Source organism: Enterobacter sp. FB, from assembly GCF_000805795.1.
GTDB classification, from domain to species: Bacteria; Pseudomonadota; Gammaproteobacteria; order Enterobacterales; family Enterobacteriaceae; genus Enterobacter; species Enterobacter roggenkampii.
On sequence record NZ_JSZC01000013.1, the window covers coordinates 1,616,197 to 1,640,650 of the forward strand.

Annotated in this window: 20 protein-coding genes; 7 read left to right on the forward strand and 13 right to left on the reverse strand. The window is 58.4% G+C overall.

The annotated features are described in order from the left end of the window. Positions 1-25: 25 nt before the first annotated feature. Positions 26-1,522, forward strand: coding sequence for an L-asparagine permease (gene ansP / locus PI91_RS14690; RefSeq protein WP_023618706.1), 1,497 nt, complete (start codon positions 26-28; stop codon positions 1,520-1,522). 92 nt (positions 1,523-1,614) lie between these two features. On the opposite strand, the gene PI91_RS14695 is transcribed toward ansP, so the two are convergent. Then, complete coding sequence (locus tag PI91_RS14695; protein ID WP_039266490.1) at positions 1,615-2,676, reverse strand: YncE family protein; 1,062 nt, start codon at positions 2,674-2,676, stop codon at positions 1,615-1,617. Positions 2,677-2,917: 241 nt separating this feature from the next. Between PI91_RS14695 and pqqU the strand changes: the two genes are divergently transcribed. Further along, positions 2,918-5,032 (forward strand): TonB-dependent receptor PqqU, encoded by a 2,115-nt coding sequence (gene pqqU / locus PI91_RS14700; protein WP_023292301.1) that lies wholly within the window; start codon positions 2,918-2,920, stop codon positions 5,030-5,032. A gap of 119 nt (positions 5,033-5,151) precedes the next feature. Here the strand turns inward: pqqU and PI91_RS14705 are convergent, their stop codons facing one another. The 3 genes from PI91_RS14705 to PI91_RS14715 all read right to left on the reverse strand — a co-directional run bounded on the left by PI91_RS14705 (position 5,152) and on the right by PI91_RS14715 (position 7,757). Further along, the gene (locus tag PI91_RS14705; protein WP_021240238.1) at positions 5,152-5,820 is read right to left on the reverse strand and encodes a GntR family transcriptional regulator; all 669 of its coding nucleotides are present in this window, start codon (positions 5,818-5,820) and stop codon (positions 5,152-5,154) included. A 255-nt stretch (positions 5,821-6,075) separates the two neighbouring features. After that, positions 6,076-7,116, reverse strand: a complete 1,041-nt coding sequence (locus PI91_RS14710) for an NADP-dependent oxidoreductase (protein WP_039266491.1) — start codon at positions 7,114-7,116, stop codon at positions 6,076-6,078. A gap of 65 nt (positions 7,117-7,181) precedes the next feature. Beyond that, on the reverse strand, positions 7,182-7,757 hold the full coding sequence (locus PI91_RS14715; RefSeq protein ID WP_039266492.1) for an XRE family transcriptional regulator: 576 nt from the start codon (positions 7,755-7,757) through the stop codon (positions 7,182-7,184). A gap of 148 nt (positions 7,758-7,905) precedes the next feature. Here PI91_RS14715 and PI91_RS14720 point away from each other — a divergent pair, with 148 nt between their 5' ends. After that, on the forward strand, positions 7,906-8,424 hold the full coding sequence (locus tag PI91_RS14720; RefSeq protein ID WP_023292298.1) for a GNAT family N-acetyltransferase: 519 nt from the start codon (positions 7,906-7,908) through the stop codon (positions 8,422-8,424). Beyond that, positions 8,421-8,870 (forward strand): DMT family transporter, encoded by a 450-nt coding sequence (locus tag PI91_RS14725; RefSeq protein WP_023292297.1) that lies wholly within the window; start codon positions 8,421-8,423, stop codon positions 8,868-8,870. The genes PI91_RS14720 and PI91_RS14725 overlap by 4 nt, the downstream gene beginning before the upstream one ends. A gap of 3 nt (positions 8,871-8,873) precedes the next feature. Here the strand turns inward: PI91_RS14725 and PI91_RS14730 are convergent, their stop codons facing one another. Next, on the reverse strand, positions 8,874-9,107 hold the full coding sequence (locus PI91_RS14730) for a YdcY family protein (RefSeq protein ID WP_023292296.1): 234 nt from the start codon (positions 9,105-9,107) through the stop codon (positions 8,874-8,876). Positions 9,108-9,207: 100 nt separating this feature from the next. Further along, entirely contained in the window at positions 9,208-10,806 is a 1,599-nt protein-coding gene (locus tag PI91_RS14735) for an ABC transporter substrate-binding protein (protein ID WP_039266493.1), read from the reverse strand. 283 nt (positions 10,807-11,089) lie between these two features. Here PI91_RS14735 and PI91_RS14740 point away from each other — a divergent pair, with 283 nt between their 5' ends. Genes PI91_RS14740 through PI91_RS14750 form a run of 3 tightly spaced genes read left to right on the forward strand, consistent with a single transcriptional unit; the run spans position 11,090 to position 17,599 of the window. Then, positions 11,090-12,439 (forward strand): SrfA family protein, encoded by a 1,350-nt coding sequence (locus tag PI91_RS14740; RefSeq protein WP_039266494.1) that lies wholly within the window; start codon positions 11,090-11,092, stop codon positions 12,437-12,439. 4 nt (positions 12,440-12,443) lie between these two features. Further along, on the forward strand, positions 12,444-15,425 hold the full coding sequence (locus PI91_RS14745) for a virulence factor SrfB (protein ID WP_039266495.1): 2,982 nt from the start codon (positions 12,444-12,446) through the stop codon (positions 15,423-15,425). Then, on the forward strand, positions 15,422-17,599 hold the full coding sequence (locus PI91_RS14750) for a virulence factor SrfC family protein (RefSeq protein WP_039266496.1): 2,178 nt from the start codon (positions 15,422-15,424) through the stop codon (positions 17,597-17,599). The genes PI91_RS14745 and PI91_RS14750 overlap by 4 nt, the downstream gene beginning before the upstream one ends. 70 nt (positions 17,600-17,669) lie before the next feature. Here PI91_RS14750 and PI91_RS14755 read toward each other — a convergent pair whose 3' ends face one another. From PI91_RS14755 to ydcS, 7 genes are all read right to left on the reverse strand, one after another. Then, positions 17,670-18,425: an alpha/beta fold hydrolase gene (locus PI91_RS14755; protein ID WP_025910847.1), complete on the reverse strand. Its 756-nt coding sequence runs from the start codon at positions 18,423-18,425 to the stop codon at positions 17,670-17,672. A gap of 86 nt (positions 18,426-18,511) precedes the next feature. Next, a complete protein-coding gene (locus PI91_RS14760; RefSeq protein WP_013096478.1) occupies positions 18,512-18,685 on the reverse strand; it encodes a GhoT/OrtT family toxin in 174 nt (57 codons plus the stop codon). A gap of 182 nt (positions 18,686-18,867) precedes the next feature. Beyond that, positions 18,868-20,292, reverse strand: a complete 1,425-nt coding sequence (gene patD / locus PI91_RS14765; RefSeq protein WP_021240249.1) for an aminobutyraldehyde dehydrogenase — start codon at positions 20,290-20,292, stop codon at positions 18,868-18,870. A gap of 24 nt (positions 20,293-20,316) precedes the next feature. Further along, the gene (locus PI91_RS14770; protein WP_039266497.1) at positions 20,317-21,123 is read right to left on the reverse strand and encodes an ABC transporter permease; all 807 of its coding nucleotides are present in this window, start codon (positions 21,121-21,123) and stop codon (positions 20,317-20,319) included. Next, a complete protein-coding gene (locus PI91_RS14775; RefSeq protein WP_008501290.1) occupies positions 21,113-22,057 on the reverse strand; it encodes an ABC transporter permease in 945 nt (314 codons plus the stop codon). Before PI91_RS14775 ends, PI91_RS14770 begins: the two co-directional genes overlap by 11 nt. A gap of 1 nt (position 22,058) precedes the next feature. After that, positions 22,059-23,072 carry an ABC transporter ATP-binding protein gene (locus PI91_RS14780; RefSeq protein ID WP_023344245.1) on the reverse strand — a complete coding sequence of 338 codons (1,014 nt, stop codon included), beginning with the start codon at positions 23,070-23,072 and terminating at the stop codon, positions 22,059-22,061. A gap of 17 nt (positions 23,073-23,089) precedes the next feature. Further along, positions 23,090-24,235, reverse strand: coding sequence for a putative ABC transporter substrate-binding protein YdcS (gene ydcS / locus PI91_RS14785; RefSeq protein ID WP_025910840.1), 1,146 nt, complete (start codon positions 24,233-24,235; stop codon positions 23,090-23,092). Positions 24,236-24,454 lie beyond the last annotated feature (219 nt).

Genomic DNA, 24,454 nt, shown 5'->3' on the forward strand with positions numbered 1-24,454 from the left:
TTCAGACAGGCAAACAGGTAACTCAATGAAAACAAGCAATAAAAGCGCAGCCGATCATCACGCTGCTAAACGTCGCTGGTTGAACTCCCACGAAGAGGGCTACCACAAAGCGATGGGAAACCGTCAGGTTCAAATGATCGCCATCGGCGGCGCTATCGGAACGGGTCTGTTTTTAGGTGCGGGTGCACGTCTGCAGATGGCTGGCCCGGCTCTCGCCCTGGTCTATCTGGTGTGCGGGATCTTCTCTTTCTTCATTCTCCGCGCGCTGGGCGAGCTGGTACTGCATCGCCCTTCCAGCGGCAGCTTCGTCTCTTACGCCCGTGAATTCCTCGGTGAAAAAGCCGCTTACGTCGCGGGCTGGATGTACTTCGTCAACTGGGCGATGACCGGCATCGTCGACATCACCGCCGTTGCGCTGTATATGCACTACTGGGGCGCGTTTGGCGATGTGCCGCAGTGGGTCTTTGCGCTTGGCGCCCTGGCGATTGTCGGCACCATGAACATGATCGGCGTGAAGTGGTTCGCGGAGATGGAGTTCTGGTTTGCGCTGGTTAAAGTGTTGGCCATCGTGGTGTTCCTGGTCGTGGGTACCGTCTTCCTCGGCAGCGGTAAGCCGCTGGATGGCAATGCCACCGGCTTCCACCTGATAACCGATAACGGCGGATTCTTCCCGCACGGTCTGCTGCCTGCGCTGGTGCTGGTTCAGGGCGTCGTGTTCGCCTTCGCCTCCATCGAGCTGGTGGGCACCGCAGCAGGTGAATGTAAAGATCCGCAGACGATGGTACCAAAAGCCATCAACAGCGTGATCTGGCGTATCGGTCTCTTCTACGTCGGCTCCGTGGTGCTGCTGGTGCTGCTGCTGCCGTGGAACGCCTATCAGGCGGGTCAGAGTCCATTCGTCACCTTCTTCTCGAAGCTGGGCGTGCCGTACGTGGGCAGCATCATGAACATCGTGGTCCTGACCGCGGCGCTCTCCAGCCTGAACTCCGGCCTGTACTCGACCGGTCGTATCCTGCGCTCCATGTCGATGGGCGGTTCTGCGCCGAAGTTCATGTCCAGGATGAGCAAGCAGCACGTGCCGTACGCCGGTATTCTGGCGACGCTGGTGGTCTATGTCTTCGGCGTGTTCCTGAACTATCTGGTGCCGTCTCAGGTATTCGAAATCGTTCTGAACGTGGCGGCACTGGGGATTATCGCGTCCTGGGGCTTTATCGTGGTCTGCCAGATGCGTCTGCGCAAAGCGATTAAAGAAGGCAAAGCTGCTGACGTCAGCTTTAAGCTGCCTGGCGCGCCGGTGACCTCCTGGCTCACCCTGCTCTTCCTGTTCAGCGTGCTGGTGCTGATGGCGTTCGACTACCCGAACGGCACCTACACCATCGCGACCATTCCGCTGCTGGCCGTGCTGCTGATTGCGGGCTGGTTCGGCGTGCGTAAACGCGTTCATGAAATTCACAGCACCGCGCCGGTTCATCCTGACGATGAAAAACACGACGCCCCGCTGGTAGAAGAAACCTCGCGTTAATAAAAAAGCCGGGTGGCGGCTTCGCCTTACCCGGCCTACATTTCATGGTTTTGTAGGCCCGGTAAGCGGCAGCGCCACCGGGCAATCCCATCTTACAGAGCAATACGCATCACATCGTCAGGCTGGGTGGCTTCCTGCTGGCGGGTAGATTTCTGTTTCACCGTCACGTACAGGGTTTTGCCATCCGCTGAAAGCGCCAGGCTGTTCGGGTAGACCGGCGTGTCGAAGGTTTTAGTGACCTTATACGATTTCGCGTCAATCACGCTCACCTTGCCGGCTTCACGGTGCGTCACGTAGGCTTCATTGCGGGCCGGGTTAAACAGGACCGCCAGGGATGCCGGCGCGGCGATTTTCTCTATCACGCTACCGTCTTTCAGGCTCACCACCAGCACTTCCGGCTGTTTTGAATCGGTCAGGAACGCGCGCTGACCGGCAGTGTCGAGGCTCAGGTTCAGGTAGAAGTGCTCTTTACCGTCATCCTGCACCTTTTTACGGGCAATAATTTTATTGCTGGCCGTATCAATCGTCACCAGTTCGCCGTCCGCATTCGTGGTGTACAGACGTTTCGCCTGCGCATCCAGCGCCAGGCCGGTGCTGTAGGTGCCCGTATTGGCAATGGTTTCTTTCAGCTTCAGCGTGGCGCCATCCACGACCCAAATCACGCTCTCTTTACCGACACCGGTGATGTAAATCGTGTTGCTCGCGTCATCTGCCACCAGCTGGCGAGGCTGCAGCGGTTTGACGGTTTCGCTGCGCTGACGCCCGTCCAGCACCAGCCGCCCTTTTACGTCACCCGTTTTTGCATCAATCGCGGTTACCGCGCCGTTGATCGTATTGCCGAACCACAGCGTTTGAGTCGCCTTGTCAAAGGTGGCGCCAAAGGGTTTCAGATCGCTATGGATTGCCTGCGTCACGTCCAGCGTGACCGGATCAAGACGGTAGACAACCCCGCCCTTGTCGGTTTTACGGCTTTGCGAGGTGGCCACCCACAGCGCATTCTCCTGCTGGCTCACGGCCATTTCATACGCCCCTTTGCCCACCGCTTTACGCAGCACCTCTTCGGCGGCATGCACCTGGAACGTCCCGGCAAGCAGTAAAGTGGCAGACAGCAGCGACAGGCTCAGACGCGGCGAGCACAGTTGACGTAAAGACATATCAATTCCTTTTCTGAAAAGTGGGGTTGGGCTGACATCACTTCCGGCAGACAACGTCATGGCATTGTCTTTTGATAATGAGAATAGTAATCATTAATGTGTTAAATGTGGAGTTTTTCTTTCCCGCTTCGCCTTCCATTAACGCAATGTGCGGTTATAGTTTTCAAAACTTTTACAAAACCTTTAACATATATGGACATGTTCCATTTGGTTCGTTTATACACCACAACCGGTTTTATTCATGAAAATCATTTCTGCCCGTAAGGCTTCTCTCCCGCTGCTGCTGGTTCCTGTTATTTTTGCGCCGCTCACCGCCGTGAGCGCAGAGGAACAGACCATGATCGTCAGCGCCACGCCGCAAACCGTATCGGAGCTCGATACTCCGGCCGCGGTCAGCGTCGTCAATGGCGACGATATGCGCCAGGCCGCGCCCCGCATTAACCTGTCTGAATCCCTTGGCAGCGTACCCGGGCTGCAAATTCAGAACCGTCAAAACTACGCCCAGGATCTCCAGCTTTCGATGCGCGGATTTGGCGCCCGCTCAACCTTCGGGGTGCGCGGTATCCGTATGTACGTCGATGGTATTCCAGCCACCATGCCGGACGGACAGGGCCAGACCTCCAACATCGACCTTTCCAGCGTGGAGAGCGTTGAAGTGCTGCGCGGTCCCTTCTCTGCCCTGTACGGCAACGCCTCTGGCGGCGTAATCAACATCAACACCCAGACCGGGCAGCAGCCGCCAACCATTGAAGCCAGCAGCTATTACGGCAGTTACGGAACCTGGCGCTATGGCATGAAAGCCACCGGCGCGATGGGTGACGGCACCCACGCCGGGGACGTAGATTACACCGTCTCCACCACCCGCTTCACCACCAAAGGCTACCGCGACCACAGCGGCGCGCGGAAAAATCTCGCTAACGCCAAACTGGGTGTACGCATTGACGACGCCAGCAAGCTGACGCTGATTTTCAACAGCGTGGACATGAAGGCCAACGATCCGGGTGGACTGAATTACCAGGAGTGGCGGGACAACCCGCGTCAGTCGCCGCGCGGCGATCAGTACAACACCCGTAAGACCATCAAGCAGACCCAGGCCGGCCTGCGCTACGATCGCCAGCTCAGCGCTCAGGACGACCTGAGCGTGATGATGTACGCCGGCGAGCGTGAAATGACGCAGTACCAGTCGATTCCGTATCAGCCGCAGCTAAAAGCCACTCACTCCGGCGGGGTGATTGATATGCAGCGCCACTATCAGGGCGTGGACACTCGCTGGACACACCGCGGCGAGCTGCTGGTTCCGGTGACCTTCACCACCGGTCTGAACTACGAAAACATGAGCGAAGACCGTCGCGGATATGAGAACTTCGTGATGCGCAACGGCGTGCCGGACTACGGCGTCAAAGGCGATAAACGTCGTGACGAACGCAACCTGATGTGGAACGTCGATCCTTATCTGCAAACGAGCTGGCAGCTGACGCAGAAACTCTCTGTCGACGCGGGTGTCCGCTACAGTTCGGTCTGGTTTGATTCCAACGACCACTACGTTACGCCGGGCAACGGCGATGACAGCGGTGACGCGAGCTACCACAAGTGGCTCCCGGCGGGCGCCGTGAAGTATGCGGTGACGGATGCGTGGAACCTCTACGCTGCCGCAGGGCGTGGCTTTGAAACGCCAACCATCAACGAGCTCTCCTATCGCGCCGATAACCAGGGCGGTCTGAATATTGGCCTGAAGCCGTCCACGAATAATACGTATGAAGTGGGCAGCAAAACCCGCATCGGCAACGGCCTGCTGACGGCGGCGTTGTTCCGCACCGATACGGATGACGAGATCGTGGTGGACTCCAGTTCCGGCGGCCGTACAACCTATAAAAATGCCGGGAAAACCCGTCGTCAGGGTGTCGAAGTTTCCCTGGATCAGCAGTTCGCTGAGAACTGGAAGCTGAAGATGGCCTGGACGTACCTGGATGCCACCTACCGGACTAACGTCTGCAGCGACGCAGACTGTAACGGTAACCGTATGCCGGGGATTGCGCGCAACATGGGCTTCGCCTCGTTTGGCTGGCAGCCGGAAGAAGGCTGGTATGCGGGGACAGACGTGCGCTACATGAGCGATATCATGGCCGACGACGAAAACACCGCGAAAGCGCCGTCCTATACGGTAGTCGGGCTGAATACCGGGTATAAATTTAACTACGGCAACTGGGGAATGGACGTCTTTGGCCGCGTCGATAACCTGTTCGACAAAGAGTACGCGGGCTCGGTAATTGTCAACGAGTCCAACGGTCGTTATTACGAGCCTGCACCAGGCCGAAACTATGGCGTCGGGCTGTCGGTCTCTTATCGCTTCGAGTAAGCAAAAAGAAAAGTTTATTTTATAAATGAAATAACCCTCCTGATGGCAATAAGCCATCAGGAGTTATTCACCAGATAAATAATTAGCGGCGGTATATAGTCGCTCTGATAAATAATCTCTCAGTTAAAATATTGTCGCTGTAAAAGAGAATCTGCTTCATCAATCAACTTATCAATCGCCTTCTGGCTCGCATCAACATCTCTCCGCTCAAGGGCCGAAAGAAGCTCGTCATAGTGATACGTTGCCGTTTTGATGTCGTTAAGTTCGTGATGCAGGTAGTTCATGCAGGGCCCGATGCGGACCCATAGCTGTTCAATTAAGGCATTAAGCGTAGGCATTTCCGCATACTGATAAAGCGTAAACCTGAAGATACGATTCGCATGCAATGCCTGCTGAACGTTTCCATTGCGCATGGCCTCATGGAAGGCCTCTGACATTTTGCGCAACGCCTCCAGCTTGCCGTCTGACATCTTCTGGCATGCTGCGGCGACCGCCATTGGCTCAAGCTGTTTTCTGATGGCGTTAATCTCGTTATAACGCTCCAGCGTTACTTCAGGGACCAGAAACGCCTGTGCGGGCGTGGCGTGAAGCGCGCCTGAGGAGACCAGGCGCAGCAGCGCTTCGCGGACCGGCGTAATACTGGTGCCTAATTTATCAGCAATCTCTTTCGTAATCAGTCGTGCTCCTGGTTTGAGAGAGCCTGTAATTAACGCCCCTTTCAAACTGTGTTCAACCTGCATGGTAAGGCTAACCCTTTGGGCTTTTTCTAAGTGATCCAAATCAAGCATGTGGAATTCCTGTAGCTAAAACTTAATGCTATTTTTAAACGCCAGTTTTAATAAAACGGCGCCGGTACGATATATCCTGTATCGTCATGCCTGGTGGTGGGAAGTACAAAAAACAGCAAAAAAAGTAAACGTCATTTTTTTTATCGTTTTCGGGCTCATCGGGGATGATGGCGCGAAAAGTCATGTCCAGTAATTAAAGACAATATATCGTATCTTCACAAATAAATATGGCGGGAAACCCCGCCATATTGCGCTTTATTTATTGTCACTCGCGACGCGAATCACGACTTTACCGAAGTTTCGTCCTTCCAGCAGGCCAATGAGCGCCTCGGGGGCGTTTTCCAGCCCGTCCGTGACCTGTTCGCGATAGTGGATTTTTCCCTCCTGCACCCAGCGCCCCATCTCTTCCTGGAACTCATGGATGCGATGTCCATAGTCCTGGCCGATGATAAAGCCCTGCATCCGAATGCGTTTCTTGAGAAGGATCGCCATCAGAAGCGGCAGGCGGTCTGGCCCGTCAGGCAAACCCGTCGCGTTGTAGCCGCTCACCAGGCCACACACCGGCACGCGCGCGGAGGTGTTCAGCAGTGGCAGCACGGCGTCAAACACTTTCCCGCCGACGTTTTCATAGTAGACATCAATGCCGTTCGGGCAGGCCTGCTTGAGCTGGTCGGCAAAATCCGCGGCGTGGTGATCCAGACACAGGTCAAACCCGAGCACCTCAACGGCATGGCGGCATTTCTCTGGGCCACCGGCCACGCCGACCACCCGGCAACCTTTGATTTTGCCGATCTGCCCAACCGTCGCGCCCACCGGGCCGGTCGCCGCCGCCACCACCAGCGTTTCACCCGCTTTCGGTTGCCCGATATCCAGCAGCCCCATATAGGCGGTAAAGCCCGGCATACCCAGTACGCCCAGCGACCAGGAAGGATGAGACGGATTCTCGCCCAGCTTCACCAGGCCGCTGCCGTCCGAGAGTTCATATTCCTGCCAGCCGCTGTAGCCCAGCACCCATTCACCGGCTTTGAAGTCGGGATGGTTTGACTGTTCAACGCGGCTGACCGTTCCCCCCACCATCACCGCACCGAGCTCAACCGGCGGTGAATAGGATGGCGCGTCGCTCATGCGACCCCGCATATAAGGATCCAGCGACAGCCAGACGGTACGAAGCAAAAGCTGCCCCGCCCCTGGTTCCGGAACAGGCTGCGTTTCCAGACGAAAATTTTCCGCGACCGGTGCGCCCTGTGGACGAGAGGCCAGCACCCAGCGGCGGTTATGCGAAACAGAGTGATTCATCAGGATCTCCTTCTGGTACAAATGTCATTACAGCCTGGCTCACGTTCGGCGTTATCGCATTAGCATTACGAGCCAGACTGATTGAGGCGTACAACCAGATAGATGCAGGTTTCGTTCGTCTCGTTAATGAACCGGCAGTCATTAGGCGGCCCCAGCTCAAGACAGTCTCCGGCTTGCATTTCGTGGCGCGTATCGCCCTCCTGAAACACCAGCTCACCGGACTGCAGCCAGATAAGCTGACGCGCCAGCGCGTAAGAAGAGGCCGGCATCGGAACATCGCTGCCCGCAGGCAGTTCAATCTGAACAAGGTCGATGGGCAGATCGGTACGGGGAGAAACATGGCGGCGAAGGTAGTGCGTCTGCGGGTCGCGCCAGACGGGCTGATTTGCCAGGCGCAGCAGCTTGCCCTCCTGCATTTCGGCCCGGGCAATCAGCGTTGACATGCTGATGCCAAACGCCCCCGACAGGCGGGCAAGCAAGGTGGCTGTCGGGCTACTGTCCCCGCGCTCGATTTTATGGATCATGGCGCGGGAGACGCCTGCCCGGTCCGCCAGCTCGCTCAGGGACCACCCGCGAGACTCGCGTTCAAGGCGAATTCTTGCGCTAATCCGTTGATTCATTGTGTCTGTTATGGTGTTCATGACGTCATACTATAGTGTATGAACGGCAATTCAATGGGCTTTTGATAACAAAAAAATATGGCTTATGCCGTAGCGATCGGGCGATACAGTTGTGTAATATCGTAGCGATAACGTAATACTATAGTGAACAACACACAGAGGCTTCATCATGATCGTTCGTCATGCCTGCAAAGAAGACTGCGCTGCGATAGGCGAGATTTACAACCACGCGGTGCTGCACACTGCCGCGATCTGGAACGATAAAACCGTCGATACCGATAACCGAATCGCCTGGTTTGAGGCGCGCTCGCTTGCGGGCTACCCGGTTCTGGTGAGCGAGGAAGACGGCGTAATCACCGGCTACGCCTCTTTCGGCGACTGGCGCGCCTTTGACGGCTTTCGTCATACGGTTGAGCACTCGGTTTATGTCCACCCGGCCCATCAGGGCAAAGGGATTGGCCGCACGCTGATGAAGGCGCTGATTAACGAGGCCCGCGCCATCGGGAAACACGTGATGGTGGCCGGGATTGAAGCGCAAAACCATGCCTCGATTCATCTCCATGAAACGCTCGGCTTTGTGACGACCGGACAAATGCCGCAGGTGGGAACCAAGTTTGGCCGCTGGCTGGACTTAACCTTTATGCAGCTGCAGCTGGACGAGCGCAGCGACCCGGACGCGATCCCATGAATCAGTCACTGACGCTGGCGTTTCTGGTGGCGGCGGGCATTGGCCTGGTGGTGCAAAACACCCTGATGGTGCGTATCACCCAGTCCTCCTCCACCATTCTTATCGCGATGCTGCTGAATTCGCTGGTCGGCATCGTGCTGTTTGTCAGCATTCTGCTGCTGAAACAGGGCGTCGCCGGGTTCAGCGAGCTCGCCGCAACGGTGCGCTGGTGGACGCTTATCCCGGGGCTGCTGGGGTCGTTTTTTGTGTTTGCCAGCATCAGCGGCTATCAGAACGTTGGCGCGGCGACGACCATCGCCGTGCTGGTGGCAAGCCAGCTGATTGGCGGGCTGGTGCTGGACGTGCTGAGGAGCCAGGGCATCCCGCTGCGCGCCCTGATCGGCCCGGTGTGCGGCGCGGTGATGCTGGTGGTCGGGGCCTGGCTGGTGGCGCGACGCCAGTTTTGATGGTTACAGTATGGTGCCGCCTTTCGTCAGCTGTTCCTCACGCGCGTCCATCTCCTCTTTATGCTGCTTGCCGTGGTGCGAAATCGCGGTGCGCAGACGCTGCTGCTGAGTGTAGCGCTCTTCACGGCTCAGCTCTGCATCATCGCTTAATTCGATCAGCAGTTCGTTCATGTGGGTAATCACGCTCTCTTCGATGGCGGCATCGACGCGGGCGATAACTTCGTTTAAATGTGACATTGTCACTCCTCATTATGTGCCCGGTGGCGCTACGCTTACCGGGCCTACAGGTGCCAAATGTAAGCCGGGTAAGGCGGAGCCGCCACCCGGCTAAAAAGGCTTAGTTCAGCTTCGCTTTTGAGAAATCGCTGCCCATCAGGCTTACGCTGTACCCGGTCACGTTGCTGCGGGTCGCGTAGAACGTTTTCCCGTTGGCGAGCGCAATCCACGGCGCCTGCTGATAGAAAATCTCCTGCGCCTGGCCATAGAGCTTCGCGCGCTCGGCCGGGCTGCTGGTCAGCTTCGCTTTTTGTACCAGGGCATCATACCCCTTATCGCACCAGCGCGCGGCGTTTGAGCCGGTTTTAATGCTGTTGCAGCCGAGCAGCACGTCGGCAAAGTTGTCCGGGTCGCCGTTGTCGGACATCCAGCCAAACAGCGCGGAGTCATGCTCGCCTTTACGCATTCCGGAGAGATATTCGCCCCACTCGTAAGAGACAATTTTGGCTTTAACGCCGACTTTCGCCCAGTCGCTCTGGATCATCTCCGCGATACGACGCGAATTCGGGTTATACGGACGCTGCACCGGCATTGACCACAGCGTGACTTCCGCGCCCTTCTCCAGACCCGCCTGCTTCAGCAGGGCTTTCGCTTTTTCAGGATCGTAGCTGTAGTCCTTCAGGTCTTTATTGAAGCCCAGCATATTTGGCGGGATCGGCGATTTTGCCACCGTGCCCGATCCCATAAAGACCGCATTAACGATGGCATTCTTGTCGGTCGCGTAGTTGAGCGCCTGACGCACCAGCACGTTATCAAACGGTTTTTTCTCGGTGTTAAACGCCAGATAACCGACGTTAAGCGCATCGACGGCGTGCAGCGTCAGGTCTTTGTTGTTCTTGATGGCGTCAAACTGAACCGGGGATGGCGCAGGAATGATCTGGCACTCGTTGGTCTGCAGCTTCGCCAGGCGGGTTTCCACGTTTGGCGTAATGGAGAAAATGAGATGCTTCGTCGGCACCTCGCCTTCCCAGTAGTTCGGGTTCGCGACGTAGCGGATCAGCGAATCCACTTTGTACTGCTGCAGCACGTAAGGCCCGGTGCCAATCGGCCAGGTGTCCACGTTCTCAGGCGTGCCTTTTTTCAGCATCGCGTCGGCGTATTCCGCGGAGAGAATCGAGGCGAAATCCATCCCCCAGTCGGCCAGAAACGCGGCGTTGGGTTCGCTGAGGGTGAACTGGACGTGGTAGTCATCGACCTTTTTCACGTCCTGGATCAGCTTATCGAGACCCACATCGTTAAAGTATTCGTAGTTGCCCTGCGACACGTTGTGGTACGGGTGTTTAGGGTCTTTCTGGCGCATGACCGAGAAAATAACGTCATCGGCATTAAAATCGCGCGTCGGTTTGAAGTATTTGTTGCTGTTGAACTTCACCCCTTTACGCAGGGTAAAGGTATAGGTCTTGCCGTCCGGCGAAATCGTCCAGGACTCCGCCAGCGACGGCACCGGGGTGTTTTTCACCGGGTCGAAATTGATCAGACGGTTATAGAGCACCTGAGAGCTGGCCACAAAAGACGGGCCAGAGCTGGCGATTTGCGGGTTGAAGGACTCGGGGGAGGCTTCTGAACAGTAAATAAGGGTGTCGTTATTTGCCGCCCATGCGGCACCGGCTGGTAACAGCGCGCTCAGCGCAAGGGCGAGCAGTGTTTTCCCTGTAGACATGGTTATAACCCTGACAGTTTTATTATATAGGACAGTAATAACAGCACAGGCGTTTTGACCTGGCAAATAACGAAACACTATCAGGTTATTCTAAAGCTGCGGTTTTTGCTGTTTTAACCGCCAGCGCCCAGAGAGACGATTTGCCTTAAGTGCCATTATTCGTCAAGCACAACCGTCACTTTCTATGCCGCAAGAAATCGGCGCTTTTAGCGTCTCTTCCTCCGTTTGGTTGCGTCCTCGGTTCGTTAAAGTAATGGTGTGAAGAAGTATATGGGATCAAATCGTGGCAAAAACTCTTTTACGCAGCGGTAATCTGGATGATTTTCAGGCCGTTGGCGGCGGCGGACAAGCCGTTTTCGAATCAGCGTTGCAAATCCGGGAAGCGCTCCGGTTGCGCAAACAACAGGCCATCGTCGACTGTCTGGCGATTCCTCAGGTCAACGACAGCGGCGACCGCGTGGACTGGTATTCCCCGGTTGAAGGGAGCGTAACCAGCTGGAAAGCGGCCGATGAAGATGATCGCTATCGCGCCCTGCGCTATCTGGAAAACACGCTCGCCAGCGTCGAGTCATTAAGCAAGAAATGCCTGCAGTCGCCCAAAACCGCGCAACAGCTCTTTGGCTCTCTGCTGTCGAAGGCATTTCAGTTCCCGGGCGAAAACTTCCTCTTCCTGGTGGACGGAAAGCCGGTCATCAGCTTCTGGGGATTTGTAAACCTCAACGAGAACGCGCGCGACGATGTCCTCGACTGCCTGCGTGAGTCCCTGATCCCTGAGCCAGCCCCCGTTGTGATTGACGATCCTGAACCCGAGCCTGAGCCAGAGCCGGTGATGACCTTTGAGCACGCTGACGAGCCGCTGATCGCCCCGTCCACGGTAGTGCGTATTACGCCGGAGGAGCTGTATGAGCCCGAACCGGCCCCCGTCGTTGCGCAACCAGTCCAGGAACCTGCTCCGGCGAACGTCGTGAAAAAGCGCCGCGTTCCCCTGTGGACCCTGCCGGTTGCCGCCGTGATCGTTGCCGCCGTTGCCGCCCCGCTGCTGTGGCCAAAACAGGCGCCTTCCGCTGAGCCCGCCCCGGCGCCCGCACCTGAACCCGCGGAGATTGCGCCAAAGCCGATCAAGGCGGTTGAACCGCTGGCGATGAAGTTACCGCTGCATCAGGCAGAGGTCGTGGCCAGCAAAGAAAAAGAAGCGGCTCCGGCTGAAGCTGCGTCACAACCCGCTCCGGTGGTGATTGTCGCCATTCCGAAAGACGCCATGGTGATGGAAGCGAATCAGGTGAAAGCGGGATCGACGCGCTTCCTGAACGGCACCTGGCGCGCCATCCTCGACGTGAAGGATCCGGTGACCGGCAAGCCGCCGTCGCTGCGCTATCAGATCCAGAACAACAAAGGTTTCGCCCGCGTTGTCCACGGCGACAACATTGTCTGCCGCGCGGAGGTCTTCTCCGGGCTGCACAGCAATGGCGAGCTGATGATTAAGAGTCGCGGTACTGCCCGATGCACCGACGGTTCCCGCTACCCGATGCCGGAAGTGGCCTGTAAAGCAGGCACCAGCGATATCGCAGAATGTCGCGCCCGTTATGATGCCAACACCGTCGTCCCACTGACGTTCAAGAAAGCAGGTGCCTGATCCTATGCTGGTAAATCTTTGCGACTATAAACAAAGCGTCACGCTTATTGCCAACAGCGGCGTGCAGTTCCTCGATTTCGGTCTGACGCCGCAGGACTCCGCCAGCAACGGGCGCTTCGTACGTAAAACCGCGAACGGCCCGCTGTTGCGCCTCGATTTCGACCTGGTCAACGGTCGCTATACCCTGCCCGGCATGAACGGCGGCCAGCCTGAAGTGGTCAAGCCGGAAACCACTATCCCGCTGCATCAGTCGCTGGCGGTACTGGATGGCGTCTGGCTTCCGGTTCCTTTCCTGCGCTTCAACCCGCCGCGGACGTTTGTGGAAGGGCCGGATAACTGGGCCCGCGTTCAGGTGCGCAAGCTTGAGACCCCCGACACGGCAGGCAATACCCACCGCGTGACCCTCGCGCTTGACAGCCAGATTGCCGACCATGCCACGTCCGCGCTCTCTCCGGTGGAAAACGATATTCTGAACGGCACCCGCTTCGCGCTGGCGTGGCGCGATAGCGAGGTAGACAGCTTCCTCGATCAGACCTGGATTGACGGCTGGCTGCGCGAGGCGTTTACCCAGTATGCCGACGGCGTTGAGAACCGCTCTGAACGCGACCTGCAGCAGGCGATGCGCAGCTTTGAGTATCAGGCCCACTGGCTCAACCTGCTGACCATGCTCGGTGAACAGCTCACCGTGCCGGAAGTAAAATTTGTCACCCATACGCTCAGCACGCCTGCCATTCCGGTCGACCTGATCCTCGACGTGGGCAATACCCACACCTGCGGCGTCATTATTGAAGACCACGGCGATGCCAACGATGGGCTGCGCCAGACCGCCGAGCTGCAGGTCCGATCGCTCAGCGAGCCGCAGTTCCTGAACGAACCGCTGTTCACCAGCCGTCTCGATTTTTCGGAAGCGCGTTTTGGCAAGCAGCACTTCTCGGTGGAAAGCGGTCGCGAAGATGCCTTTGTCTGGCCGTCGATTGTCCGCGTAGGTGATGAAGCCCGCAAGCTGGCGATGCAGCGTCTGGGCACCGAGGGCAACAGCGGTATCTCCAGCCCGCGTCGCTACCTGTGGGATGAAACCCCGGTCGTGCAGGACTGGCGCTTTAGCCAGATGAACAGCAAGACCCAGCGTGAACCGCTTGCCACCGCGTTCCCGCTGATGAACCTGATGAACGATGACGGCGAGCCGCTCTTCACGCTGCCGCAGGACGAGCGCCTGCCGGTCTTCTCGCCGCAATACAGCCGCAGCACCCTGATGACCCACATGCTGTGCGAGCTGCTGGCACAGGCGCTGGGGCAGATCAACAGCGTCGCCACGCGCCTGCGCCTGGGCTTCCCTGCCTCGCCGCGCCAGCTGCGCACGCTGATCCTGACGCTGCCCTCCGCGATGCCAAAGCAGGAGCGTGAGATCTTCCGTCGCCGCATGTTTGAAGCCATCGCCATTGTCTGGAAAGCGATGGGCTGGCACCCGCAGGATGAGGATTTTGTCACCCGCAAACAGCAGGAAAAAAGCGTGGTGCCGGTACCGGAAATCCAGATGGAGTGGGATGAAGCCAGCTGCGGTCAACTGGTCTGGCTGTATAACGAAGCCATCTCCCGCTTTGGCGGCCAGACCGAGGCCTTCTTCGCCTCCCTTGCCCGTCCGGACCGTGAGCCTGTGCCGGGCAGCCAGCCGGGACGCGCGCTGCGCGTCGCGTCCATCGACATCGGCGGCGGCACAACGGATATGGCGATCACCCATTACCAGCTGGACGACGGCTCCGGCAATAACGTCAAAATCACCCCGCAGCTGCTGTTCCGGGAAGGGTTTAAGGTCGCGGGCGACGATACGCTTCTGGACGTAATTCAGCGCTACGTGTTGCCCGCCCTGCAAACGCAGCTGCAAAAATCCGGTATCGCAGACGCCTCGCTGGTGATGGCTTCACTGTTCGGCGACTCCGGGCGCATTGATACCCAGGCCGTACTGCGCCAGCAGACGGCGCTGCAGCTGTTTATGCCGCTTGGCCATGCGATTCTTGCCGGGTGGGAGTCCAGCGACGTTGACGATCCGCTGGCTGGTCTGCACGCCACCTTTGGCGATCTCCTGCCGCAGAAGCCGACCCGCAACGTGATGAACTATCTGCAGCAGGCGATCGACCATGCCCTGCCTGCGGGTTCTGACGCTTTTGACCTCTTCGCCGTGCCGCTGCACGTCAATTTCCGCGAAATGCAGGATGCGATGCTGGCCGGGCAGTTTACGCTGGCCTCCCCGCTCCACGCGGTGTGTGAGGCGATCTCCCATTACAGCTGCGACATTCTGCTGATCACCGGACGCCCGGGCTGCCTGCCTGGCGTTCAGGCGCTGATTCGCCACCTGCAGCCGGTGCCGGTCAACCGCATCGTCTGGCTGGATAAATACCAGGTGCATGAGTGGTATCCGTTCAGCCAGCAGGGGCGCATTGGCAACCCGAAATCGACCGCAGCCGTGGGGGCCATGCTCTGCAGCCTTGCGCTTGACCTGCGTCTGCCGCGCTTCAACTTTAAAGCCGCGGACATTGGCGCGTATTCCACCGTGCGCTATCTGGGCGTGCTGGATAACACCGTCAATACCCTTCGCGAGGAAAACGTCTGGTATCAGGATATCGATCTCGATAAACCCGGCGCGAAGCTTGACGCGCGTCTGCACTTCCCGCTGCGCGGTAACGTCACCCTCGGCTTCCGCCAGCTGGCGAACGCGCGCTGGCCTGCCACGCCGCTCTACACGCTCAGCATTAACTCGGCCGAACTGGCAAAAGCGATTGCCGGCGACGGCGTGCTGAACGTGCGGCTCAAACTCTGCGGCGGCAGCAAGCAGGAAGGCCCGGAGGCCTTCGAGCTGAGCGATGCCTGGCTGCAGGACGGCACGCCGGTGGCGCCTGACGCCTTAACCTTCAAACTGAATACCCTGGCCGACCGCCGACACAGCGGCAGCCACTACTGGATCGACAGCGGGAGCGTATACCTGAAATGACAGCGACGACCACCACCACTCAGGCCTTAATCGGGTGGATCAACGAGACGCGCCTGAACGCCCCCGTGCTGGATAACGATGCCGACGCCCTGCTTGCCCGCATCAACGCGGCGCAGGCGCGCGAGCAGGCCATTGAACGCGCCATGACCCGCCAGAGCAGCATCGGGCTTTACGGCCATTCGCAGAGCGCGAAAGCGCACCTGCTGTTGTCGCTGTGCGGCAGCGGCAATGGACGCCTGAACGTGACGCCAGGCCAGCGCACCTTTGACTATTTTTCGCATATCAATCCGGGACATGCCCTGACCAACATGGCCGTCCGCTTCACCCGGGAAACCCCGGCGGCGCTTGACGAGGCGTTTCCGCTGCGCCTGAGCCTGGTCACCGAGGCCGAGCTGGTGCAGCTGTTTATTGCCCGCACGACGCTGCATCCGCAGATGCGCGTGGTGGATAAGGCGGTCATCGAGACCCGTCTGGAGAAATGGCGCGGGCTGCGCCAGCCGCAGAGCGTGCCCGGCATCACGGCGCAGGACGTGGGGGCGATTGCCCGCTTCTGGCAGAGCACGGTACCCGCCGCGAAACAGCAAATTGATGATGCCCTGTGGCACGAGTTCGCCCAACTGGTGCCTTCGCTCGATCTCAGCACCCGCGCCAGCGTCTGGTCGCTGCTGTGGGGCGAGCAGCAGGAACTGACCCAGCAGTGGTTAAATCTGGCCCATGTGCTGCACCAGACCAGCCATGCCAGCGAGATTGCGGCCCCCCTTAGCCTGCTGGTGGACAGCTTCGGGCTGCCTGGCGAAGGGTTCCTGACGCACGACGGCTCGGTAGCGCTGCAGAATACGCAAGAGACGCTTCTCCATCCGCTGAACAACGGTGAGATGCTGAACGCCATCAGCCTCCCCGTCGATGTGCTGGCCTTCCTGACCCGCGAGCTGGTACTTCCGGTTGAGAACGGCGCGCTGGATAATGTCGATATCATTGATATCCCGGTGTTTGAAGACCGCCATGCCGATCCGCTACGCCAGGCAAAATCCCAGTGGCTGCTTGAGCACTACCGTCAACAGCTCCAGCCGGATGTGCTGGTCATCTGCAACGCGACGGCGCAGCACGAACAGACGGCCAAAAAAGCAAAAGTGTTAATGAACTGGGTCAGGGAGACGCAGCCTGCTGAAGAATCTGCCCTGCCGGGTCTGGTGTGGGCGATCACCCCGCACGACGCTCGCTTTACCACCCGGCAGAATCTCGATGAAGCCGTACAGCATCTGCTCGGGAAGCCCGGCTTGCGCTGGGGCACGCTACAGGCTCTGGACAGCCACAGCATGCAGCGCGTCATTGAGTGGCTGTCTCAGGCCACGCTGCCCGCGCAGCGACAGAAGCGTCTCGGCACGCTCAAAAACGCGCTGCGTCTGGAGCTCTCGGCGATGATGCAAAGCTACCTGGCACCGCTGGTTGAGGAGCCAGGTATCCGACGCACTCAGGCAGAAAACATGGTGCGCACGCTGCAAAGCAGTGCCGCCCGCCACGGCGAGCTGCTTGAAGGCCTGCTGCCGCCGCTGAAGGCCTTTGAAACGCTGTTGGCCGTTCAGCAGCCGCGCGAGGAGCAGGTTAACGGGCTATTTACGGATACCATTGACCTGTTTGCCGAGAACGCCCAGGAAAGCGCCGGTCTGTACCAGACCAAAGACAAAGCGCGCCTGGCGCACAAAGTCTGGATAAATCATCTGCGCCAGTGGAGCCGCAACGAGGCGACAGCCGCCCGTCTTGGGATGGATCCTGCGGTATTGCAGCAAATTGCGGATGTGCTGGTAGTCACAAGCTACCGGCTGGATCTGCCTCAGCAGCTGCAGCGAATTGTCGAAGCGGATAAGAGTAGCGCTGCGCAACTGCATGCCGTGATGGGCAATTTCATTGGCTGGCTGGGTTACGACAAGACGCCCGTGGCGACGCGCCCGGCAAGCCGCATCCGCAAGGGGCAGGCCATCTTCGTCACGCCAGTGGTCAGTAGCGCCGAGCCCCGCCTGACGCGTCTGGGTGAACAGCCGGTCCATGCGGCTACCGCGTACGTTTACGACTGGCTGGTCGCGCTCTATAGCCGCGCGATCGAGAACATTGATTACCAGCACCCGCATGATGTTCAGCCTGACGCTCGTCAGGCACTACGGGCTTTAATAATGTAGCCGCCTTCTTGCCGGGTGGCGCTGCGCTTACCCGGCCTACATTTCGCCACGATGATACATTGCACAATAATTACATCGTCATACACCCGGCTAATGCCTGCGCCAGCGCAGAGGGGTTTTCCCACGACATAGAGTGCCCCGCCGCAGGGATAATTTTTACCTCAACGCCTTTCTGTTGCAGATTTTCCACATCGTCATCCGGCAGAGAGAGCTCGCCAAAAATCAACGTTACCGGGCAAGGAAGTGACAGAAACTGCGCTTCCCATTCCGGTTCAACGCCCGCCACCAGGCTGGATGCACCGCGCCAGACGGCATAAGCCGCATTGCTCTGCAGGCACCCTGCCCACGCGGTTTTTTCTGCGCTGAGCATGGCGTCGTAACCCTGCTCCAGAAACTGTTGCTCGCTTTGCGCCGCGATTGACCGGCTGAACATCCCCCCACCCGCGTGAAAATTGGGTTCTGACACCATCAGCCCCTTCACGCGCGTAGCCAGCAGCCCCGCCGTTTCGATAGCAATACTGCCGCCCATGCTGTGGCCGTATAACCAGAAGGAATCCAGTTTAAGATGGTCAATCAGCTCCGCCACAACGTGCGCCTGGTCGGTGGTTTTATAGCTGTAGTGCTCAGGCTTATCGCTGTAGCCGCTGCCGGGCAAGTCGATGAGAATCGCTCTGCGCGCGCCAAAAAGCGGGTCACAAACGACGCGGGGATATTCATAGGAAGCGGCGCAGCCCAGCCCGTGAATGAACACCACGGGATCGCCGGAGCCGGGCAAGTCGTGCCAGCGCACGGTGCAACCGGCCTGTTGCGAGTAAAAACTGTTCATAAGCACTCCTTTTACGATGCACTGTTTATTTATACAGTTATCACATCAGGAATGCTATGTTCATCTTTTAAAACTGGAAGCGTGCTTCAGAAAAGCGAGACCAGCAGCGCAACGGGAAAGCTCATTGGCCAGGTTGACCCCACCAGGAAAGCGCTCAGCAGGCGGATACGTTTGCGGTCTTTTGAGAGGAACCAGGTGATTAACGCGCAGATGGAAGCCATGATTGCGTAAAAAACCAACATCTTTTGATACAACGTCATTCTGTATACCAGAGCCGAAAAAATAACCGCACGCAATATGCGTCATATGTTGACACAGATCAAGTTTTTTCGTTACAGAATAACCACTTAAAAATTATGGCTAATAACAATTGAGTATCTTACGTAACACATCTGGCGGGCAAAGAGAACGCCTGACCGCGCAAGCGGCCAGGCTAAGCGGATCAGTGTTTGATCATGACATGCCGGACAACCGTATAATCCTCAAGCCCGTACACCGACATATCTTTCCCGTAGCCCGATAATTTCATGCCGCCGTGCGGCATTTCGCTCACCAGCATAAAATGGGTATTCACCCAGGTGCAGCCGTACTGCAGGCGCGCGCTCAGGCGATGGGCGCGCCCCACGTCTTTGGTCCAGACCGATGACGCCAGGCCGTATTGCGAGTCGTTTGCCCAGGCCAGCACCTGCGCCTCGTCATCAAACTCGGTGACGCTCACCACCGGGCCAAACACCTCGCGCTGAACGATGGCGTCGTCCTGTTTTGCTCCCGCCAGCAGGGTTGGCTGGAAGTAGTAGCCCGCCCCCTCTTTTTTGCTCCCGCCGGTGACAACCCGGATATGGCCGAGCGCTTTCGCCTCATCGACGGCCTGACAGACGCGTGACAGATGGGCGGCCGAGCTGAGCGGTCCCAGTTCGGTCGAGGTGTCTTCCGGCGCACCCATTTTAAGGCTGGCAACCGCGGCGCCCAGCTTTTCCACCAGTTGGGCATAGATTCCCTTCTGGGCATAAATGCGGCAGGCCGCCGTACAGTCCTGTCCGGCATTGTAGAAGCCAAACGTCCGCACCCCTTCAACCACCGCATCCAGATCGGCATCATCAAACACGATCACCGGCGCTTTGCCGCCCAGCTCCATATGGGTGCGTTTAATCGAGGACGCCGTATGGCCGATGATATGTTCCCCGGTCGCAATCGAACCGGTCAGCGAAACCATGCGGACCTTCTCGTGCCCGGTGAGCGGGTCGCCGACCGTTTTCCCGCGACCAAACAGCACGTTCAGAACGCCCGCCGGGAAGATATCTTTTGCCAGCTCTGCCAGCTTCAGCGCGGTCAGGGGCGTGATCTCAGAGGGCTTTATCACCACGCAGTTCCCTGCCGCCAGCGCGGGGGCCAGCTTCCAGGCTGCCATCATCAGCGGGTAGTTCCACGGCGCGATAGAGGCCACCACGCCCACCGGATCGCGGCGAATCATCGACGTGTGGCCGTCAAGGTACTCGCCCGCTGCCAGACCGTTCAGGCAGCGGGCGGCCCCGGCAAAGAAACGGAAAACGTCGACCACCGCCGGAATTTCATCCCCCAGCGCGCAGTGCAGCGGCTTGCCGCAGTTGAGGGACTCGAGCCGGGCAAACGCCTCACCGTGCGCTTCAATCGCATCCGCCAGCTTCAGCAGGCACTCGGCGCGGGTTTTCGGCGTCGTTTGTCCCCACGCCGCAAAAGCACGGTCAGCCGCCAGCACCGCCGCGTCGACCTGGGCCGCTGACGCCTCAGCAATTTCCAGCAATACCTCTCCAGTGGCCGGGTTATAAACCGGCTGTTTTTCACCCTCTCCGGCAACCAGCTCACCGTTTATCAGCAGATGTTTTTGCATAGCATTTTCCTGTTGAAATCACTGTTATTTCCCGCTGCCAGCAATGTTTTCGCCGTCGCGGGTTAGCCACCAGGCTCCCAGAATGGGGATAGTTGTCACCAGCATCACCAGCAGAGCCACGACGTTGGTGACGGGCACGTCGCGCGGACGCCCGAGCTGATTGAGCAACCACAGCGGTAACGTGCGCTCGTGTCCCGCCGTAAACGTTGTGACGATGATCTCGTCAAACGACAGGGCAAACGCCAGCATTCCCCCGGCCAGCAGCGCGGAACCCAGATTGGGCAGCACCACATAGCGGAAGGTTTGCCACCAGTCAGCCCCGAGATCCATTGACGCTTCCACCAGGCTCCAGGAGGTGCGTCTGAACCGGGCAATCACGTTGTTAAACACCACCACCACACAGAAGGTGGCGTGTCCGACCACGATGGTGAAAAACCCCGGCTCAAGATTGATCGTTTTGAAAGCCGTCAGCAGCGCCAGGCCGGTGATGATCCCCGGTAACGCAATCGGCAACAGCAGCAGCAGAGAGATCGCATTCTTGCCAAAAAACGCGCTTCGCCACAGCGCCGCTGCAGCAAGCGTGCCAAGCACAAGGGCAATAGCGGTAGAGAGCGCGGCAATCTGAAGTGACAACGTCACGGAATCGATGATATCGCCGCGCCCCGCCGCCACGCTAAACCACTTCAGCGTCAGCCCCTGCGGCGGAAAGCTGAAGGCGGCGTCCTCGGTGTTGAAGGCATAGGTCGCGATGATCAGCAGCGGGAAGTGCAGGAAGATGACGCCTCCCCAGGCTGCCACTTTCAGGAACAGCGGTGCGCGTTCAGAGTGCATCGAATGCTCCCAGACGTTTCACGAACGCCAGATAAAGAGAAATCAGCACGATAGGTACCAGCGTGAACGCGGCGGCCATCGGCATATTGCCGATAGCGCCCTGCTGGGAGTAGACCATATTACCAATGAAGTAGCCCGGCGGCCCCACCAGCTGTGGAACGATGAAGTCCCCCAGCGTCAGGGAAAAGGTGAAGATTGAACCCGCCGCAATGCCCGGGATGGCCAGCGGCAGAACGACATAGCGGAACGTCTGCCGGGGACGCGCGCCGAGGTCGGCTGAGGCCTGCAGCAGCGAGGCCGGAAGGCGTTCCAGCGCCGCCTGGACGGGCAGGATCATAAACGGCAGCCAGATGTACACGAACACCAGAAACCGTCCCAGCCCGGAGGTGGACAAGGTGTTGCCGCCAACTGCCGGGAGCGTCAGGATTGAGGTCAGAATCGGCTCCAGGCCGAGATGGCTGAGAAACCACTGGGCCACGCCGTCCTTCGCCAGCAGCAGCGTCCAGGCGTAGGCTTTAACGATATAGCTCGCCCACATTGGCAGCATCACGGCGATATAGAAAAACGCTTTCCACTTGCCGCTGGTGTATCGCGCCATGTACCAGGCCATCGGGAACGCAAGGATGGCGCTGGCAATGGTCACCGCAATCGCCATCGTTAACGTGCGCAGGATGATGTCGTAGTTTGCCGGGTTGAAGAGCGCCTGAATGTTCGCCAGCGTGAGATCCGGCGTGACCGCCATGGTGAAATCGTCAAAGGTGTAAAACCCCTGCCACAGCAGCGTCAGCAGCGACCCTAAATAGACGATGCCAAACCACATCAGCGGCGCAAGCAGAAGCAGGAACAGACCGAGCGACGGCTTTCGCCAGAACAGGGCCGTCATGCGGCTCAGACGGCCGCGCGGGGCGGGAGGATGCGCAACGCTCATATCCATTTCACCTCTCCTCGTGAAGGCGGATCATCGCCTCGCGCGACCATGACGCCATGACCGCCTGCCCCGGCGCAATGCCGCTCAGCGGCGAGGCGTCACTGAAGTTAGCCTGGCTCACCAGCAGTTTGGCGCCATCGGCGAGCTTCAGCTCCAGACGCGTGGCAGCCCCCTGATACTGTACGGCCTGCACGACGCCCTGAACCTGAACGTCACCCTGTTCATTAAGGCGAATATGTTCAGGGCGCAGGGAAAAGGTGCCCTCCATGCCGCAAAGCGTCTGCGCAAGGCCCGCATCAAAAACGTTGGAGGTGCCGACAAAACCGGCGACAAACGGCGTGCGCGGACGCATGTAGAGATCGCGTGGGGTATCCACCTGCTCGATGCGCCCGTTATTGAACACCGCCACCCGGTCCGACATGGAAAGGGCCTCGCCCTGATCGTGGGTGACAAAAATAAAGGTGATGCCGAGTTCCTGCTGAAGTTTCTTCAGCTCGAACTGCATTTGTTCCCGCAGCTTGAGATCGAGTGCCCCTAAAGGCTCGTCCAGCAGCAGGACGCGCGGTTCATTCACCAGCGCGCGGGCGATGGCGACACGCTGACGCTGGCCGCCGGAAAGTTGCGAAGGTTTGCGGGCGATGGCAAAACTCAGGCCCACTTTTTCCAGAGCATCGCGGGCCTGCGCATGGCGTTTTTTCTTGTCGACGCCTTTGACCATCAGCCCGTAGGCGACATTGTCGAGGATCGACATATGCGGGAACAGCGCATAGTCCTGAAACACGGTGTTCACGTCCCGCTCCCAGGGGGGCAGTTCGCTCGCCTCTTTGCCGAAGATGGAAATCGTCCCGCCTGACAGCTGTTCAAAACCGGCGATCAGACGCAGGCAGGTGGTTTTGCCGGAGCCCGAAGGCCCCAGCATGGAGAAAAACTCTCCGTCGCGGATCGCAATGGTGACCCCATCCACCGCCCGGACGTCGCCGTACAGACGGGAAACATTGTTAAACTCGACTGCGTACGTCATGTTCTGCTCCCGGGCAATTAACGACCGCCCATGATGGCGATGTAATCCTGCGTCCAGCGGCTGTAAGGGACAAATTTGCCGCCTTCTGCGATGGGGGTTTTCCAGAACATGATTTTGTCGAACTCATTATAACCGTTTGTTTCGCAGCCTTTATCGCCCAGCAGCGTGCTGGCTTTACACCCTTCCGGCACCACGGGCAGGGAACCAAACCATGCAGCCAGATCGCCCTGCACTTTCGGCGTCAGCGACCAGTTCATCCATTTGTAGGCGCACATCGGGTGTTTAGCCTGCGCGTGGAGCATGGTGGTGTCCGCCCAGCCTGTCACCCCCTCTTTCGGGAAGACGGTGGCAATAGGCTGGTTCTCGGCCTTCAGGGCATTCGCCTGATACGGCCAGGCGCTGGAGGCCACCACGCCCTCGTTTTTGAAATCGCTCATCTGGACGGTGGTGTCATGCCAGTAGCGGTGGATCAGCGCATGCTGGTCGCGCAGCACTTTCAGCACGGCGGCATACTGTGCTTCGGTGAGCTGGTAAGGGTCTTTGATACCCAACTGCGGCTGGGTCGCTTTGACAAACAGCGCCGCATCGGCGATATAAATCGGGCCGTCATACGCCTGCACGCGTCCCTGATTGGTTTTACCGTCCGGCAGATCCTGTTTGGTAAAGACGACGCTCCAGCTGTCCGGCGGCGTCGGGAAGGTTTTGGTGTTGTACATCAGCAGGTTTGGCCCCCACTGGTACGGCGTGCCGTAGACTTTACCGCCGACGTTAAACCATTCCCCTTTCACAATCCGCTCGTCGAGGGTTTTCCAGTTGGGGATAAGATCGGGGTTAATCGGCTGGACGCGTTTGCCCATGATCAGCCGCAGGGAGGCATCGCCTGAGGCGGTCACCAGGTCATATCCCCCTTTCGCCATCAGGCTGACCATTTCATCCGACGTGGCCGCCGTTTTGACGTTAACCGCACACCCGGTCTCTTTTTCAAACTGGGTGACCCAGTCGTAGTTTTTATCCGTCTGCCCCCGCTCGATGTATCCCGGCCAGGCGATAATATCCAGTCGACCTTCCCCGTCGCCAATGGCCTTTGGTGGTTCTGCGGCTTGCGCGGCCATGATAGTCATGCCGAGCGCGCACAGGCTGCTGCGGGCAAATTTTTTGCTCATAAGAGTTACTCCTGTCGCAATGAAATTTAGCGGCAGCCGTGCCGTAAAAATATCTCCCTTATTAAACGTAGACCGCGCAAATGCGCCGCACCGTTCGGCTTCAGGAAATTTCATCAAGGTGTGACCGAGGGCGCATTCCCCGTTAACTGGATTATAGACAAGGGGTTAGGCGCGAGAGACGGTATGCAGATTTCCTATGACGGGTCACCGCGAAATAGT

Excerpts from the sequence above, each read along its gene's own strand:
- PI91_RS14705 (WP_021240238.1), bottom strand. The coding sequence starts at position 5,820 with ATGCTTGATTTGGATCACTTAGAAAAAGCCCAAAGGGTTAGCCTTACC.
- PI91_RS14750 (WP_039266496.1), top strand. The coding sequence starts at position 15,422 with ATGACAGCGACGACCACCACCACTCAGGCCTTAATCGGGTGGATCAAC.
- PI91_RS14770 (WP_039266497.1), bottom strand. The coding sequence starts at position 21,123 with ATGCACTCTGAACGCGCACCGCTGTTCCTGAAAGTGGCAGCCTGGGGA.
- PI91_RS14735 (WP_039266493.1), bottom strand. The coding sequence starts at position 10,806 with ATGTCTACAGGGAAAACACTGCTCGCCCTTGCGCTGAGCGCGCTGTTA.
- patD (WP_021240249.1), bottom strand. The coding sequence starts at position 20,292 with ATGCAAAAACATCTGCTGATAAACGGTGAGCTGGTTGCCGGAGAGGGT.
- pqqU (WP_023292301.1), top strand. The coding sequence starts at position 2,918 with ATGAAAATCATTTCTGCCCGTAAGGCTTCTCTCCCGCTGCTGCTGGTT.
- PI91_RS14715 (WP_039266492.1), bottom strand. The coding sequence starts at position 7,757 with ATGAACACCATAACAGACACAATGAATCAACGGATTAGCGCAAGAATT.
- PI91_RS14760 (WP_013096478.1), bottom strand. The coding sequence starts at position 18,685 with ATGACGTTGTATCAAAAGATGTTGGTTTTTTACGCAATCATGGCTTCC.
- ansP (WP_023618706.1), top strand. The coding sequence starts at position 26 with ATGAAAACAAGCAATAAAAGCGCAGCCGATCATCACGCTGCTAAACGT.
- PI91_RS14755 (WP_025910847.1), bottom strand. The coding sequence starts at position 18,425 with ATGAACAGTTTTTACTCGCAACAGGCCGGTTGCACCGTGCGCTGGCAC.
- PI91_RS14775 (WP_008501290.1), bottom strand. The coding sequence starts at position 22,057 with ATGGATATGAGCGTTGCGCATCCTCCCGCCCCGCGCGGCCGTCTGAGC.
- PI91_RS14720 (WP_023292298.1), top strand. The coding sequence starts at position 7,906 with ATGATCGTTCGTCATGCCTGCAAAGAAGACTGCGCTGCGATAGGCGAG.
- PI91_RS14780 (WP_023344245.1), bottom strand. The coding sequence starts at position 23,072 with ATGACGTACGCAGTCGAGTTTAACAATGTTTCCCGTCTGTACGGCGAC.
- PI91_RS14710 (WP_039266491.1), bottom strand. The coding sequence starts at position 7,116 with ATGAATCACTCTGTTTCGCATAACCGCCGCTGGGTGCTGGCCTCTCGT.
- PI91_RS14725 (WP_023292297.1), top strand. The coding sequence starts at position 8,421 with ATGAATCAGTCACTGACGCTGGCGTTTCTGGTGGCGGCGGGCATTGGC.
- PI91_RS14695 (WP_039266490.1), bottom strand. The coding sequence starts at position 2,676 with ATGTCTTTACGTCAACTGTGCTCGCCGCGTCTGAGCCTGTCGCTGCTG.
- PI91_RS14745 (WP_039266495.1), top strand. The coding sequence starts at position 12,444 with ATGCTGGTAAATCTTTGCGACTATAAACAAAGCGTCACGCTTATTGCC.
- PI91_RS14730 (WP_023292296.1), bottom strand. The coding sequence starts at position 9,107 with ATGTCACATTTAAACGAAGTTATCGCCCGCGTCGATGCCGCCATCGAA.
- ydcS (WP_025910840.1), bottom strand. The coding sequence starts at position 24,235 with ATGAGCAAAAAATTTGCCCGCAGCAGCCTGTGCGCGCTCGGCATGACT.